Source organism: Erythrobacter sp. S158, from assembly GCF_057364915.1.
The window spans coordinates 1,189,345-1,203,888 of record NZ_CP200279.1; the positions used below are offsets into that span (position 1 = coordinate 1,189,345).

Here is a 14,544-nt window from a genome sequence, read left to right on the forward strand (position 1 = left end):
CCTATTGGCGGAAACGCTCGATTGCCTGAGCAAGGACGACATAGAGCTTGCCCATGTCCGATCCCAGGATCGTGACGCCCAGTGCGTTGCCATCGCGTGTGGACAACATCGAGCGCAGCATCGCTTCGAAATCGTGGATGTAACGACTGACATTGGCCTTGAACGCATCGTCTCGCTGATACAGTTCAGCGATTTCCTTGGCCTCTCCGCTGTTCACAAGGCGAACCGCTCGCCGTGTGAAGATACCGCGGTCACCCTTAAGATATGCATCCCACTGGGTGTCGGTGACTTCGCTCGACAGTGACGAAGCGATATCGATGGCATTCGAGTTGAGACTGTCTGTGATCAAAGCCATGCGCCGCGCGAAGTCGTTCCCGACTTGCTCTTCGGCCAATTCGCGCGCCCGCGAGACGCGCTGCTCCAGGTTGACGGTCAACTCGTTCACCTTGGCGAGTTGATCGCGCAGCTGTGCGGTGGCTTCACGGCCTACGCCAGCGGCATGGCTTGCCGCCTGTTCAAGCTTCCCGACGGTTTCTGCGGTGTCATTGCGTAGAGCGCGCTCAATCTCCTGAGCTGCCTCTTTCGATATAGTCTGCGCCAGCGTCCCGACCTTCTCGCGTGCCCCGTCCTCGAGCGCAGCGAATGCGGACTTCGTGGCGCTCTCAAGCGTGTTGAGCGCGAGCCGAAGCGTATCCTGCGTCCCTTCGGCGAACTCGCTGCTTTCAAGGCTCAGGCGGGTAAAGCCGCCACGAAGGCCCTGCAAACGCGCAAGCGCTTCTTCGGATTGTTCGGTGAGCTTGGCTTGAAGGTCTGCAACCTGGCTTTCCGTATCGCTGATCTTTCCCTGCGTGGTGATCAGGTATTCGGCCAAGCCTTCGGCATTCTCGCGAGTGCTGAACATGATGCTGGAAAGCTTGTCCGCTCGCTCCTCGACCGACCCTAGAGATCCGAGCGCCGTTTCTATCGCTTCAGGCAATTCTTCGCGGCTATGCTTGGCACCAGATTGAATGATCTCGAGCAGCCTGATGCCTGATTCCGTCAATTCAGCAAGCTGCGCCTCTGTTTCACTGAGCGCAGCGCGCTTGTCGGTCAGCTGTTTGTCGAGATCGCTGAGTCCTGCGGTGAGGTTCGTTCGTGTTGTTTCGCCTTGCTGGTCAATCGATCCGATGAGTGTCGAAAGTTTTTCAAGTTGCTCGCCAATGGCAGCCGAATGGGCAACGAGCTTCTCGGTTTCCTGCGTCTGTGCAACGCGGCGTTCCGCAAGAGCATCGTCGAGATCGGCCAGGCGCTGCGCCAGAACTTCGCTGGCCTGCGCTTCACGGGTCTCGAACTCCTCTTGGCGGCGGGTCATTTCCTCAAGGAACTTGCGGTCACGAATGCCGAGGCGTTCATCGAAGCGGATTGCTTCCTGATTGAGCTCGTGAATCCGTTTCTGCGATGCAGCCAAGGCGTGGGCATCAAGGCGGTCGAGCGACTCGACCGTCTTGCCCACCTCTTCTTCGAAGCGCTTTTTCGAGGCGAGCAACTGGTTGAGCGCACCCGTTTCTGCATCGCGGAGCTTAATCGAGACCGCTTCCGTTTCGCTTTCGAGGGTGGTGATCCGCTTACCAATTGCAGCGATGGCTTGCTCTTCGGCGGCTTGAACCTCGGTCCGATATTCTGCCGCCAAGGTCTTGACCGCTTCGAGACGTTTGCCGACCGTTTCTTCGACCGCGGCGATCTGTGCCCCGAAGCTGCTGAGTATCTCTCCAACCCGGTTATCGAGCGCGGTAACCTGGTTCTCGCTCGCCTTGCCAAACTGGTTCAGGCGTTCAAACCCTGTGATAAGCTTGTCCAACTGCTCCTGAGCCGTGCGCCCGGCCGCGCCAACCTGGTTCGACACATCGCGCGCAGAGTTGGCAACCACTGGCAGGTCGTCACGAAGGCGGTTCATGTTGCCAAGCGCAGTTTCGCTGGCGCTACCGATCGCATCGACCTGCGCGCCGTTCGTCTTGATTAGAGACTGGAGTTCGGCAGCGTGGGTCGAGAGCTTCTCACTCGCGATCCTTCCGAGCGATTCAAGCTCGCGCGATTGTGCACCGAGAAACTCGCGAGCAAGGCTGAGTTCCCGGTTCACGACGGTCAGTCGATCTTCAATCTCACGGCTTTCCTGCGAAAGGAGCGCCGCGGTTTCGGCAAAGCGCTTCGCTTCGGCACGCGAGTGCCGCATGGTCAGTAACCAGACAACGCAAACAAGAAGAACCGGCACTGACCAGTCGATGATCCAGCGTGTCCATTGCGCCGGCTGTGCGCTCGCAGCGTTCAGCAACTGATCCTGCATCGCCCAAACGTAGAGACCGGTCCATACGGCAACGACACTGAAGGCGAGGGCAGGGGCGACCCAACCGAAACGCGACGCGGTTACGTAACCATCGTCCTCAAAGGCAGCCTCGTCGGCATACTCCTCAGTGTAATCCGAAAGATCGAGCTCGCCATCGCTGGCAGCGATCTCGTCAGGCGTAGCTTCGCCCGATTCGGTTTTGGATTGCGCATCTTGCGCGGCGTTGGGGCCCACGGCCCGGATATGGTGTCCGCCTGACATTGCGTGAAGATACCACAGCTTAGGCTGGGATAAACCCCGCATTAACTCCAAGTGCTTATCCATCCCAGTCATGGCCTATGAAAGCGGAGCACTCGACGCGACATTAGCGGCAGCTGCCGGAGACGATCCGGCACTGCTCGGCGAATTGCGCTCGGCATTTGTAGAAAGCGCCACCAAGCAGCTCGACCTGCTCAAACGTTCGCGTTGTGATGGCAACTGGAATGTAGCCGCGATGCGATTGAAGGGCCTCGCTGCCAGTTTTCATGCCGAGGAACTGCTGCTCGCTGCAGAAAATGCACTGTCGTCTGCGCCCGGTGAGCCTGCGGCCATTCGCCAGATCGAGACGGTTCTCGACCGCTTCGATGGCCGGGGCGTGGGCTTCCAGTAACGACGCGGGCGGTTTTCACTGCCACTCACCGCAAAATGATGGGGTTTGCCTGCGCTCGCCGGTTGATGAGGGGCGATTGCTACGCCTAGCCTCGCGGACGTTCTCTACTGGAAAGTCCCAAATTGCGCACCGCTCTTGTCGCCGCGATCAAACGCACATCTTCTGGCAATCTGCGGGCTGAGCTGACGCTTGGTGGGCGCAGCGTCTTGGCGTGGCAAATCGAGCTTGCTCAAGCGCTCGGTTGTGAACGTGTCGTATGCATGTGCGAAAGCCCTTCCGAAGAGGTGCTGGCCCAGCAAAAATGGGTCGAGAGCGATGGCCATGAGTTTCATGTGGTGCGGGGAAACATCCAGCTGACCGGCATCGTGCGGGCTGATGACGATCTGGTGCTGATTGCCGACGGGCTTGTGCCGAACCGCGGGGCTGTTCTTGGCTTGATGAGCGATCAAGCCCAGCTGAAAAAGGGGATCTGGACCATCGCCTCAGGCCACGAACTGGCCGAAGCTTTCCCGGAGGATTTTGAAAGGATCGACCGGGATCGGCACTGGGCTGGTCTTGCGATCATGCGGGCCGGGAAGGTCCAAGAGCTCGCCGATCTTCCACAAGACGGCGATGCAACTTCTCTCCTGTTGCGGCTTGCACTGCAAGCAAGGACGGAGTGCCTTGCTGTTTCCTCGGACAGTCTAGAGGAAGATCGCTGGCTGCTGGCGGCGTCGCAGGCAGCTTTGGAAGAGCGTGAGCGTGCGTTGATCACCTCAAGTGCGCCAGCGGCACCAGCAAGCGCACCATTCCAAGCCGTCGCTGATGCGATTGTTCGCGAAACAGCACCGCGCTGGCTTGAAAAAGGCGCAGAGATGAGCGCGGTCGGCGCCATCGCGATGCTTGGTATTGGCGCGCTGCTTGCGGGACTTGGTCTGGGACCGTGGGGCTTGGGTGTCGCCGCAATTGGTGCCTTTGTTGGTCAGCTGAGCGGTTCTTGGGCACGCATGCGCTCTGCGCTTTGGTCGCGCGGGGCGAGTGCGCGGCTTGAACGTGGGCTATCGATTGTCACGGACTTGCTGTGCGTTGCTGCCCTTGGCTTGACGATCGCCTCAACTTCCATCTCTTTACCGTTGATATCATTGACTATTCTTGCACTGGTTTTGTCGCAGATAGTCGGGAAAGGTCGTGCGCCTAATAGACCTCCGCTCGTTACAGCCATCTGGCGGGACCGCGCATTGCATATGGCTATCTTCGCAGGCGCTGCGGGTTTTGGAGTGTTGCCGGAAGCGCTTGCTATCTTTGCACTCGCGGCCGCAGTGCAATTGATGCTGCGTGAGCGAGCATATTGAGCTAACCCCGCCTTAACCATAGGCGCTGTATGGGGTGCCGGATGGGCGAAATGGGTATGGACCGGACTGAAACCACCTTTGTGGAAGCCATCCTGAAGGATGAGCTGGAGCGTGAAGATCGCGCGCTGCGTTCGGTTGCGCCGGTCATTTCGCACATGCTCGACACAGGTGGCGGATCACTTGTCAGCGACGCGGCAGTCGCGAGGCTGCGCGGCATGCTAAGCGATATCGCGCGGCAGTTGCTTGAATCTGTCACATCCAGCGCGGCGAGCGATGAGGAAATCGACCGCATTGTCGATGAACTTTCGAATGATAGCGCCCTGATTGACCACCTCTATGCGCTCGCGATGGAGGGGCACTTGGCGGACCGGTTGGAAAGCCGGTTCGGGATCGATCCTGTCCTCAGCCCGCTGATGCAGGAGCTGATTGCGTCCAATCATCCCGATACTGCCGAACTCGCGATGAGTGCGATGGCGGCTCAATCGCGCTTCAACCTGTGTCAAAGACGCATGGAATTGCCGCTCGGAGAGCTTCCCTCGGAGTTGTTCTCGGCTGTGATCGAGCGCTTTTGCAACGCCGCGCAGGATTGCGAACCTGCACAGCTTGATCGAGCAATGGCGCAGCTAAAAGCGAACTATGACGAGGCGGCAACGCGGCTTGGCCTGCTGGCAAGGGTGACATCGACCATGCGTGGAGGGGCGATTGCGGGGCTGAACCTTGAACACGCCGGGCTTGCTCTGTTCGCAAGCTCGCTAGCGGCGCTTACCATGCAAAGCCGTGACCATGCCATTTGTGCCTGCCATGATCGCCAATCGGCGCGGTTGACCATCAGCCTCCGGGCCGCCGGACTGGATGCAGAAGAGATCGAAACGCAGTTCGGCCTGCTCGATCAGAGCCAGTCGCCGCCCGACGGAATTACGTCAATGCCGCCTGAGGTCGCCAAGGAGTTGCTCAAGGCATCTCGCGGAGGGCTCGCGTGAACCGGCAACAATCCATCACGGCCGCCCGCGGTTTGACCGATGCTCAAGACCGGTTGCTGACTGCCGATGAGCCCTTGGCAGAACTGCACGAGGCATGCGGTGGCACTCTACCTGGAACGCTAGCCATTCCTGAGCTGTTGGCGCTCGTGCGCCGCTCACGGGGGATGGGCCTTCGCATCGCGAGGGAATTCAGTGCATTTGATGGCGAAGAGATCGTGAGCGGATTTGCTCGAATTCAGCCAATTGACGATGATGAGCTCGGCGGATGCGAGGTGATCGTCGAGAACTGGCACCGGGCCGTTCAGAGCGAAACCAGCTCACATGACGATGCGCAGAGGATCGATGAAGTCGACCGCGCAACGGCGGAGGTCCGCGCCCGTCTGGATGCTCGCCAACAGGTCCAAATCGTCACCGACTGCGCTGGTGATGCGACCAGCTTCAAAGATGCTGTCGAGGCAATTCCGGGCAGCGCGTGGTCCGATCATGTCGAGTTGCAAGGGATCTCGCACCAGCAGCCCCTTCATTGGCGCCTACTAGACGGCGCGAGCGCCAGCATACCCGGCTCGCCTCGTAATTGGCGTGTGAGGCTAATACCCTTGGGTCCCAATAGAGCGGCGCCGCGCGGTTTCGAGCTGCTCTTGCTCGCGAATGAACCGCTGGGTGTTGATGGCGCAGGGACTGAGCCAGCAGAGATCGAGGGCGCGCATTCCCGCATAATCGGTAGCGCGCTCACCCCGGTTCTGCGCCAACCGATCGCGCGCATCATCGCCAATGCCGAAACCATCCGCACACGGCTCGCCGGGCCCTTGCGCGACGAATACAGCGAGTATGCCGGCAATATCGCAGCTGCCGGTCAGCACTTGTCGGGCATGCTCGATGACCTTGCTGACCTTGAAGTGGTCGAGGCTCCGGGCTTCTCTACCGCAAGCGAGCGGGTTGATCTCGCTGACGTCGCAAGGCGCGCGACGGGAATACTTGGGGTCAGAGCCCGTGATCGCAAGATCGATTTCGCGATCGAATGCGGTGATGAGCCTGTGATTGCGATGGGCGAATTTCGCCGCGTCCTCCAAATCTTCATCAACCTGATCGGAAACGCGATTGCTTATTCGCCCGAGGGCAGCACCGTGACCGTGACGGCAGACAAAGCAGGTGAGGGATTGGTCAGCGCAAGTGTGCGCGATGAAGGGCCGGGCGTGGATGCCGAGCAGGCTCAGAAGATCTTCGACAAATTTGAGCGCCTTGGCCGCGACAGTGACGGCGGCAACGATACAGGCTCGGGTCTCGGCCTCTACATCTCGCGCAAGCTGGCACTGGCGATGGGAGGCGATCTCGAAGTCGTTCAACCGAGCCAGGACGAAGAGAGCGCTGGGGCGCAGTTCAAGCTTACGCTCGCTGCAGCCGATACCTCCAAGTCCTAGCAAAAAGGCCCGCCCGGTGAGGGGCAGGCCTTTCTTCAAATGCGTTGCTCTTTAGGGCGAGCCTCAGCGTTCGCTCAGCGGCACGTAGTCGCGCTCAACCGGACCGGTGTAAAGCTGGCGAGGACGTCCGATGACCTGTGCTGGATCGGAGATCATTTCATTCCACTGCGCGACCCAGCCAACGGTGCGTGCAAGGGCAAACAGAGCGGTGAACATCGTGGTCGGGAAACCGATCGCCGAAAGAATGATACCCGAATAGAAGTCGACGTTCGGGAACAGCTTCTTTTCCTTGAAATACGGATCGTTGAGAGCGATTTCTTCGAGCTGAAGGGCGGTTTCGAACACCGGATCCTTGACGTTCAGTGCATCGAAAACTTCGCGCACGGTCGACTGCATCACAGTCGCGCGCGGATCGTAGTTCTTGTAGACGCGGTGACCAAAGCCCATCAGGCGGAACGGATCGTTCTTGTCTTTGGCGCGCTCGATATAGTGCGGGATGCGGTCAGGCGTGCCAATCTCGCGCAGCATGTTGAGGGCCGCTTCGTTTGCGCCGCCGTGAGCCGGACCCCACAGGCAGGCAATGCCAGCTGCGATACAGGCGAACGGGTTCGCGCCCGACGAGCCGGCGAGGCGAACGGTCGAGGTCGATGCGTTCTGTTCGTGGTCAGCGTGGAGTATGAAGATCCGGTCCATTGCCTTTTCGACCGCGGGAATGACCTCATACTCTTCAGCAGGCACGCCGAAGGTCATACGCAGAAAGTTGCCCGTGTAGCTCAGGTCGTTTTTAGGCTGCATGAAGGGCTGCCCGACCGAATATTTATAAGCCATCGCTGCGATGGTCGGCATCTTCGCGATCAATCGGTGCGAACTGATCTTGCGGTGCTCGGGGTCCGAGATATCGGTGCTGTCGTGATAGAAGGCCGACAGAGCACCAACAACGCCGCACATGATTGCCATCGGGTGCGCGTCACGGCGGAAGCCCTGGTAGAACGTGTTCAGCTGATCGTGCAGCATGGTGTGCCGCGTGATCGTGTAATTGAAGTCCTCGTACTCCTGCTGGCTCGGCAGTTCGCCATTAAGAAGCAGATAGGCGGTTTCCATGAAACTCGAATGCTCGGCCAGTTGGCCGATCGGATAGCCGCGGTGAAGAAGGACACCTTCCTGGCCGTCGATATATGTCAGCGCGCTTTCGCAGCTTGCAGTCGACTTGTAGCCGGGGTCAAAGGTGAAGGCGCCGGTTGAACCATACAGCTTCCGAATATCGACCACATCAGGGCCGGTGCTGCCTTCGAGCACGGGAAACTCGTAAGTTTGCCCGCCTAGTTCGAGTTTCGCCTGCTTGTCTGCCAAGTTAAGTCTCCTGCCGTATTTCTATTCAGCGTGATCACCCAGACTTCAAGAAGCCTGCGCGTCGATCCGTGCCAGGGATTCTTCCCGTCCCAACAGGACCAGAACATCGAAAATACCGGGCGATGTGGTCGTCCCGGTCAGTGCGGCGCGCATTGGCTGCGCCAGCTTGCCAAGCCCCAATCCCTGTTGCTCCGCAAGCGATTTGGTAGTGGCTTCGAGTGCCTCGATTGTCCAGCTATTTTCCTTTGCAAGAGCCGTTGAAACCAGTGCAAGTCGAGCGCGGCCATCATCGTCGAGCAGCTTGGCGGCTTTTTCCGTCATTTCCAAGGGTCGCTTTGCGAACAAAAATCCAGCGCCTTCAGCGAGTTCGTCGACATTCTTCGCGCGCGTTTTCAGTACAGGCATGGCTTCGGTGAGAATCGCCGCATCCGCTCCTTCGCCGATCTTGGCTGCGACCAACTCAGCGAGACGCGCGTTCTCAGCCTCGCGGATGTAATGTCCATTCAGGTTTTCAAGCTTCTTCATGTCGAAGCGCGACGGACTTTTACCGACGCCAGACAAGTCGAACAGCTCGATCGCCTCTTCGCGGGTGATCTCCTCACGGTCACCGTGACCCCAGCCAAGACGCAGCAAGTAGTTGAACAGCGCTTCGGGCAGAATGCCGAATTCGTCGCGATAGGTCTCTGCCCCCAGAGCGCCGTGACGCTTCGAAAGCTTCGCCCCGTCGGACCCGTGGATCAAAGGGACATGCGCGTAGATCGGATCGGGCCAACCCCCTTCGATTGCATCCATTGCGCGATAGATCGGCAACTGGCGAAAGGCGTTGTTGAGGTGATCGTCGCCCCGAATTACATGAGTGACGCCCATGTCATGATCGTCCACCACTACGGCGAGCATGTAGGTCGGGGTCCCGTCGGCGCGAAGGATGATGTAGTCATCAAGCTCTTCATTTCGCACCGAGACTTTGCCCTGGACCTGGTCTTCAATGGTGGCTTCGCCCTCGAGAGGGGTCTTGAGGCGGACCGCGTAAGGTGCGCCTTCGGAAGCCTCCGAAGGATCCCGGTCGCGCCAGCGTCCGTCATACCGCATCGGTTGTTTGTTGGCGCGCTGCTCTGCGCGCATGGCTTCAAGTTCTTCAGGCGTCGCAAAGCACTTGTAGGCATGGCCTGCCTCCAGCAACTTGTGAGCAACCTCGGCGTGGCGTTCTGCGCGCTGTGACTGGAACGTGGGCTCCTCGTCGTAATCAAGTCCAAGCCAATCCAGTCCGTCCAGGATTGCGTCGATCGCTTCCTGTGTGGAACGCTTCTTGTCTGTGTCCTCAATCCGCAAAAGCGCCTTGCCGCCGTGATGGCGGGCATAAAGCCAGTTGAAGAGCGCCGTGCGAGCTCCACCGATGTGGAGGAAGCCGGTCGGCGAAGGTGCAAAGCGGGTGACAACTGGACTTGCCATGGGCTTGATATTCCTATTCATTCAGGCGCATTGAGTATGGCCGAACCCGAGGGGGGAAATGGGCCCTTGGCCAATACGCCGATCATTCCGATTGCGGGCGAGCCCGACAGCAGCGTCGAAGCGGCGCGAACCGGTCCGTCCACGCCTCGAAAGGCCGCTGCGCGCCTGTGGCAAAGGGGCGGCGGATTGTCCAGCGCTGCGAGCGCGGTTGCGACCAAGGTCGAAGCCTTTTTGGCCGGCGCTGGCTTTGACCGCGCGCCATGGCTGGCGGTTGTATTCGTATCAGGGATCCTGAGTTGGTTCGCCTTGCGGAACGAGTGGCAATGGATTGGCGCCATCGCGCTCTCCCTGTTTCTGGTTCTGTTCGCTGTCGCTGCATGGAGAGACCGGCCTGAGCGCGATCATGTTCGAACCGCAGTAATAGCTTGCGGATTGGTGTTTGCCGCCGGGGTCAGCGTCATCTGGCTGCGCTCCGAAATGGTCGGAGCCCAGCCAATCGAACGCCCTATGATTGAGCGGGTGCAGGGATATGTCCTCGAACGGGACGACCAACCCTCTCAAGACCGCATTCGCCTGACATTGGCTGTTCGTGACGCGGCCAGTGGTCAGGGCCGCAAGATAAGGGTCAATGTACCGCTCGACGTGGCGGCACGTGCAAGCGACGGTCAGGCTGCGGGAGCGCTGTCCGAAGGCGCGGTTGTTCGCATGCGCGTGCGTCTCATGCCTCCGGCAAGCCCCATGCTGCCCGGCGCATACGACTTTGCGCGCGCCGCATGGTTTAAGGGGTTGAGCGGTACTGGCAGCGTGTTGGGCGATATCGAGATTGTTGAGCCCGCGCCGCAGACAAGCGGCATCGCCGCGATGCAACGTGCCTTGTCGGCGCACGTTCGCGACCGGGTTGACGGGTCGGCCGGCACCATCGCGGCGGCGTTCGCGAGCGGCGACCGTGGTGCAATCGCCGAGACGGACGAAGACGCGATGCGCGATGCAGGGCTCACGCACTTGCTCGCGATCAGCGGCCTGCACGTGAGCGCAGTGATTGCCGCTGCTTATTTCATTGCACTGAAGCTCTTGGCATTGTTTCCGGCGATTGCGCTTAGAGTGAGGCTTCCGGTTGCAGCTGCCGCGATCGGAGCGCTTGCGGGCATCGCATACACCTTGCTGACAGGCGCGCAGGTTCCGACCGTTCGAAGCTGCGCAGCGGCGATGCTAGTGCTGATTGCCCTTGCTCTGGGGCGCGAGGCTCTCTCGCTTAGGATGGTCGCAGCTGCTGCTGTGTTTGTATTGCTGCTTTGGCCAGAGAGCGTCATCGGGCCGAGTTTTCAGATGAGCTTTGCGGCGGTGCTCGCCATTGTCGCGTTGCATTCGTCAGTTCCGGTGAAAGCATTTCTAGCGCCGCGTGAAGAGAGCTGGACGAGCCGTGCGGGAAGGCGAGTCTTCATGTTGTTCTTCACGGGTCTCGTCATCGAGATAGCGCTGATGCCTATCGTGCTGTTCCACTTCCACCGTGCTGGTGTCTACGGCGCGTTTGCCAACGTGCTGGCCATTCCCCTGGTCACGTTCATTTCGATGCCGCTGATTGCGTTTGCGTTGGCATTCGATCTGGTAGGGCTGGGCGCACCGTTCTGGTGGCTCGTCGAGCGCTCTCTCAACCTGCTCCTTTCGATAGCTCACTTCACCGCATCGCAGCCCGGAGCGGTGAAGCTGATGCCTCAGATGAGCGGTGCGACCATTGCTCTTTTCGTAGGAGGAGGCCTTTGGCTCGCTCTGTGGAGCGGTAAGGCAAGGTTGCTCGGGTTTGTGCCTGCGGCGCTTGCTACGATCCTGCTCATGACAACCCCGATACCTGACGTTCTCATCGGCCGGGAAGGAAGGCACGTTGGTATCACGATCAAGGGCGAAGATGGGAGCCGAAGTCTGCTCTCGCTCAGGGACAGCCGCTCGTCCTACTCGCGTGACAACTTGCTGGAATTGGCAAGCGTTCAGAGCGAACCCATCCCATTGGCCGAGTGGGAAGGCGCTCGCTGTTCGACCGAGTTCTGCACGATCAACCTCGAGCGTGGGGATCGCGAATGGTCGCTCCTGCTTGCGCGCAACCGTGATCTGATCGAGGAACGCGCTCTAGCCGCTGCCTGTGAGCGAGCCGATATTGTAGTTGCCGACCGATTCCTGCCGAGGTCTTGCAAGCCGCGTTGGCTCAAAGCAGATCGCAGCCTGCTTCTGCAAAGCGGTGGATTGGCACTCAACCTCAAGGGCCAGCAAATCGTTAGCGTGGCTGAAAGCCAGGGCTCACATGGATGGTGGCAAGGGGAAGGCGATTAGGCATTCCCCCGCCGACCGATCAATCAGTGATAGCGACGAAGCAAGCCTGCAAGCTTGCCCTGTACTTCGACTTCATCAGGGCCGTAGACCTGCGCGTCATAGGTCGCATTGGCCGGGTCGAGCCGGACCATTGCGCCTTCCTTGTGCAGATACTTCAGCGTTGCTTCCTCTCCGCGGACAAGCGCCACGACGATTTCGCCATCGCGCGCGGTGTTTGTCCGGCGGACGAGTGCGAAGTCCCCGTCAAAGATACCGGCTTCGATCATCGAATCTCCCGATACCTCGAGAGCATAATGCTCGCCCGGGCCAAGCAGCGCAGCGGGAACAGGCAGGGAATTCTGGCCTTCAAGCGCCTCAATCGGGGCACCGGCCGCAATTCGGCCGTGTAGCGGGATTTCGATGACGTCATTGGCTGGCTCTGGCGCCCTTGCCATAACGCTGGAGGCTGAGGCCACCGCGTCATTGGCTGCCAGTGCCGCAGGAGCAGCCTGCGAACGCGGAGAGGTGACCGCGTCTTCGGGAACTTTGATGACCTCAAGCGCGCGCGCCCTGTTGGGCAGGCGGCGGATGAAGCCGCGTTCTTCAAGAGCCGAAATCAGGCGGTGGACGCCTGACTTGCTCTTCAAGTCGAGCGCCTCTTTCATTTCCTCAAAGCTGGGCGAAATACCGGTTTCTTCGAGCCGCTGCTGGATAAAGCGGATCAGTTCATGCTGTTTTGCCGTCAACATTGGCAAGCTCCGTAAAAGCCGCATTATGAGCGCCCGGACCAGGACCGGTCCAAACGCAATGCCAAACTCGCGCACTCTCAGAGGCACCGCCCGCTAAAACGGAACAGGTGCGATACAGAGCACTAACCGCGCACCAATATGGTGAACGAATGTGGAACAAGTAGGCAACTTCGGATTTCAAGTCAAGCGGGCTAAATCCACAAAGCCAAGCATTTCAGCCATTTTCGAGGTTGTAGATGCGAAGCATCTCGCCCGGTGCGACTTCACCCGATCCGGCAGGGCGTTCGATCAGGCAATTGGCTGCGGCGAGTGAGCGGATGGCGCTGGAATCTTGCGAGGCTGCACGGCGCACGCGCTGGCCATCGAAGACACCTCGCACGAATTCGCGGCGTCCGCCGGTTGCGGGCATTGCCTCGACTGCCATCACTGTCTGCGAGGCCGGAATAGGTGCGCGCATCCCCATCGCAGCGCGTATCAAGGGCAGGGCGAAGAGGAACGCGGTCACAAAGCTCGAGACAGGATTTCCCGGCAAACCGAGAACCACTTGCGCGCCGCGCTTTGCGACCATGAGCGGCTTTCCTGGGCGAATTGCGACTTTCCAAAAGGCGATTTCCGCGCCCCATTCGCGCAGCGCGGCTTGCACAAGATCATGATCGCCGACCGAGGCCCCACCGGATGTGATCAGGATATCGCAGTCCTCAGCCTGGGCGAGGGCAGCCGCAAGCGCATCCATGTCATCGCCCACCGGGCCAATAGGTTCGCAGCGACCAACGAGCGGTTGCAGCATGGCAGCGATCATCGCTCCATTCGATGCAGGGATCTGGTTCGGGCCGCAGTTTTCGGGGTCTAAGCTCAGTTCATCGCCGCTATCCAGCACGGCCACTCTTGGCCGGTTGCGGACAGTGAGTTTCGCATGTCCCGCCGCGATGGCGAGTGCAAGCTGTGCAGGTCCTAGCCGGGTTCCGCCTTCAAGCACGATATCGCCCGAGGAGAAGTCGAAACCGCGTTTGCGCACATGCTTGCCCGCGGTCGGGCGCTGATCAGCGCTGATCGTTGCGTCAGATACGCTCGCATTCTCCTGAATGAGCACGCTCTCCGCGCCATCCGGCATGTGCGCGCCGGTCGAGATGCGCACGGCTTCGCTTGGCGCAAGCTTGCCTTCGAATGGTGCACCGGCGCGGCTTTCTCCCACAAGTGTCCAAGGACCAGCGCCGGACACCGCATAGCCGTCCATTGCCGACAGGTCCGCAGGGGGCTGGGTTCGGTTTGCTTTCAGGTCATGTGCGAGGACCCGCCCAAGTGCCTCCTCGATCGCGACAGTTTCCTCGCCCAACTGCGGCGCGAGCGCGAGTAGCCGTTCTTGCGCATCGGAAAGGTCGAGCAATCCGCTCACGCAGCAGGCGCTTTCCAGTCGCCTGACTTGCCGCCGCGTTTTTCGGTAAGGCGCACCTCGCCGATCACCATCCCCTTATCGATGGCCTTCGCCATGTCGTAGATGGTGAGAAGCGCGGTAGAGACAGCGACCATCGCTTCCATCTCGACCCCGGTCTTGCCCGTAAGCGATGCGGTAGCGGTGGCGAGGATAGAGTTGTCTTCGAGTGCGAAGTCGACATTCACCGCTTCAAGTCCGAGCGGATGACACAGCGGGATCAACTCGTCAGTGCGTTTCGCCGCCATGATCGCTGCGATGCGGGCCGTGCCGAGGACGTCGCCTTTGGGGGCATCGCCCAGGCGTATCGCTTCCAGCGCCTCGGACGACATCGTGATCCGTCCCGAGGCGACTGCGACACGCTGCGTTTCGGGCTTTCCACCCACATCCACCATGTGCGCGGAGCCTTGCGAATCGAGATGCGTCAAACCGTTCATGTTCAGTGCCTTAGCTGAGAAGTGGACCGCATGTTACACGGTCCAGAGGCAAATAGTGGACCGATCACGAAAGCGCCTTTTGATCGCCAGTCTCGATCACTAAGGATACGTGCTGCGCTGCTCATGCCCAC

The 14,544-nt window shown here is 59.9% G+C and carries 11 protein-coding genes; 5 read left to right on the forward strand and 6 right to left on the reverse strand.

Annotated elements, in window-relative coordinates; all coding sequences use genetic code 11:
• Window position 1: 1 nt before the first annotated feature.
• Window positions 2–2,581 carry a coiled-coil domain-containing protein gene (locus tag AC0V6T_RS05950; RefSeq protein WP_486125160.1) on the reverse strand — a complete coding sequence of 860 codons (2,580 nt, stop codon included), beginning with the start codon at window positions 2,579–2,581 and terminating at the stop codon, window positions 2–4.
• A 70-nt stretch (window positions 2,582–2,651) separates the two neighbouring features.
• Here AC0V6T_RS05950 and AC0V6T_RS05955 point away from each other — a divergent pair, with 70 nt between their 5' ends.
• The 4 genes from AC0V6T_RS05955 to AC0V6T_RS05970 all read left to right on the forward strand — a co-directional run bounded on the left by AC0V6T_RS05955 (window position 2,652) and on the right by AC0V6T_RS05970 (window position 6,698).
• Window positions 2,652–2,969: a hypothetical protein gene (locus AC0V6T_RS05955; protein ID WP_007164300.1), complete on the forward strand. Its 318-nt coding sequence runs from the start codon at window positions 2,652–2,654 to the stop codon at window positions 2,967–2,969.
• A 122-nt stretch (window positions 2,970–3,091) separates the two neighbouring features.
• Window positions 3,092–4,300 (forward strand): hypothetical protein, encoded by a 1,209-nt coding sequence (locus AC0V6T_RS05960; RefSeq protein WP_486125162.1) that lies wholly within the window; start codon window positions 3,092–3,094, stop codon window positions 4,298–4,300.
• Between the two features lie 56 nt (window positions 4,301–4,356).
• Entirely contained in the window at window positions 4,357–5,280 is a 924-nt protein-coding gene (locus AC0V6T_RS05965) for a hypothetical protein (RefSeq protein ID WP_486125164.1), read from the forward strand.
• The gene (locus tag AC0V6T_RS05970; protein WP_486125166.1) at window positions 5,277–6,698 is read left to right on the forward strand and encodes a sensor histidine kinase; all 1,422 of its coding nucleotides are present in this window, start codon (window positions 5,277–5,279) and stop codon (window positions 6,696–6,698) included. Before AC0V6T_RS05965 ends, AC0V6T_RS05970 begins: the two co-directional genes overlap by 4 nt.
• 63 nt (window positions 6,699–6,761) lie before the next feature.
• Here AC0V6T_RS05970 and AC0V6T_RS05975 read toward each other — a convergent pair whose 3' ends face one another.
• Together AC0V6T_RS05975 and gltX are read right to left on the reverse strand one after the other, a co-directional pair.
• Window positions 6,762–8,048 (reverse strand): citrate synthase, encoded by a 1,287-nt coding sequence (locus AC0V6T_RS05975; protein ID WP_486125168.1) that lies wholly within the window; start codon window positions 8,046–8,048, stop codon window positions 6,762–6,764.
• A gap of 45 nt (window positions 8,049–8,093) precedes the next feature.
• Entirely contained in the window at window positions 8,094–9,497 is a 1,404-nt protein-coding gene (gene gltX / locus AC0V6T_RS05980) for a glutamate--tRNA ligase (protein ID WP_486125170.1), read from the reverse strand.
• Window positions 9,498–9,533: 36 nt separating this feature from the next.
• Here gltX and AC0V6T_RS05985 point away from each other — a divergent pair, with 36 nt between their 5' ends.
• On the forward strand, window positions 9,534–11,819 hold the full coding sequence (locus tag AC0V6T_RS05985; RefSeq protein ID WP_486125172.1) for a ComEC/Rec2 family competence protein: 2,286 nt from the start codon (window positions 9,534–9,536) through the stop codon (window positions 11,817–11,819).
• A 23-nt stretch (window positions 11,820–11,842) separates the two neighbouring features.
• Here AC0V6T_RS05985 and lexA read toward each other — a convergent pair whose 3' ends face one another.
• The 3 genes from lexA to moaC form a co-directional block, all read right to left on the reverse strand.
• Window positions 11,843–12,547: a transcriptional repressor LexA gene (gene lexA, locus AC0V6T_RS05990; RefSeq protein WP_486125174.1), complete on the reverse strand. Its 705-nt coding sequence runs from the start codon at window positions 12,545–12,547 to the stop codon at window positions 11,843–11,845.
• 214 nt (window positions 12,548–12,761) lie between these two features.
• Complete coding sequence (locus AC0V6T_RS05995; RefSeq protein WP_486125176.1) at window positions 12,762–13,940, reverse strand: molybdopterin molybdotransferase MoeA; 1,179 nt, start codon at window positions 13,938–13,940, stop codon at window positions 12,762–12,764.
• Window positions 13,937–14,413: a cyclic pyranopterin monophosphate synthase MoaC gene (gene moaC / locus AC0V6T_RS06000; RefSeq protein ID WP_486125178.1), complete on the reverse strand. Its 477-nt coding sequence runs from the start codon at window positions 14,411–14,413 to the stop codon at window positions 13,937–13,939. The genes AC0V6T_RS05995 and moaC overlap by 4 nt, the downstream gene beginning before the upstream one ends.
• Window positions 14,414–14,544 lie beyond the last annotated feature (131 nt).

Excerpts from the sequence above, each read along its gene's own strand:
- AC0V6T_RS05950 (WP_486125160.1), bottom strand. The coding sequence starts at position 2,581 with ATGTCAGGCGGACACCATATCCGGGCCGTGGGCCCCAACGCCGCGCAA.
- AC0V6T_RS05955 (WP_007164300.1), top strand. The coding sequence starts at position 2,652 with ATGGCCTATGAAAGCGGAGCACTCGACGCGACATTAGCGGCAGCTGCC.
- AC0V6T_RS05965 (WP_486125164.1), top strand. The coding sequence starts at position 4,357 with ATGGACCGGACTGAAACCACCTTTGTGGAAGCCATCCTGAAGGATGAG.
- gltX (WP_486125170.1), bottom strand. The coding sequence starts at position 9,497 with ATGGCAAGTCCAGTTGTCACCCGCTTTGCACCTTCGCCGACCGGCTTC.
- AC0V6T_RS05985 (WP_486125172.1), top strand. The coding sequence starts at position 9,534 with ATGGCCGAACCCGAGGGGGGAAATGGGCCCTTGGCCAATACGCCGATC.
- lexA (WP_486125174.1), bottom strand. The coding sequence starts at position 12,547 with ATGTTGACGGCAAAACAGCATGAACTGATCCGCTTTATCCAGCAGCGG.
- moaC (WP_486125178.1), bottom strand. The coding sequence starts at position 14,413 with ATGAACGGTTTGACGCATCTCGATTCGCAAGGCTCCGCGCACATGGTG.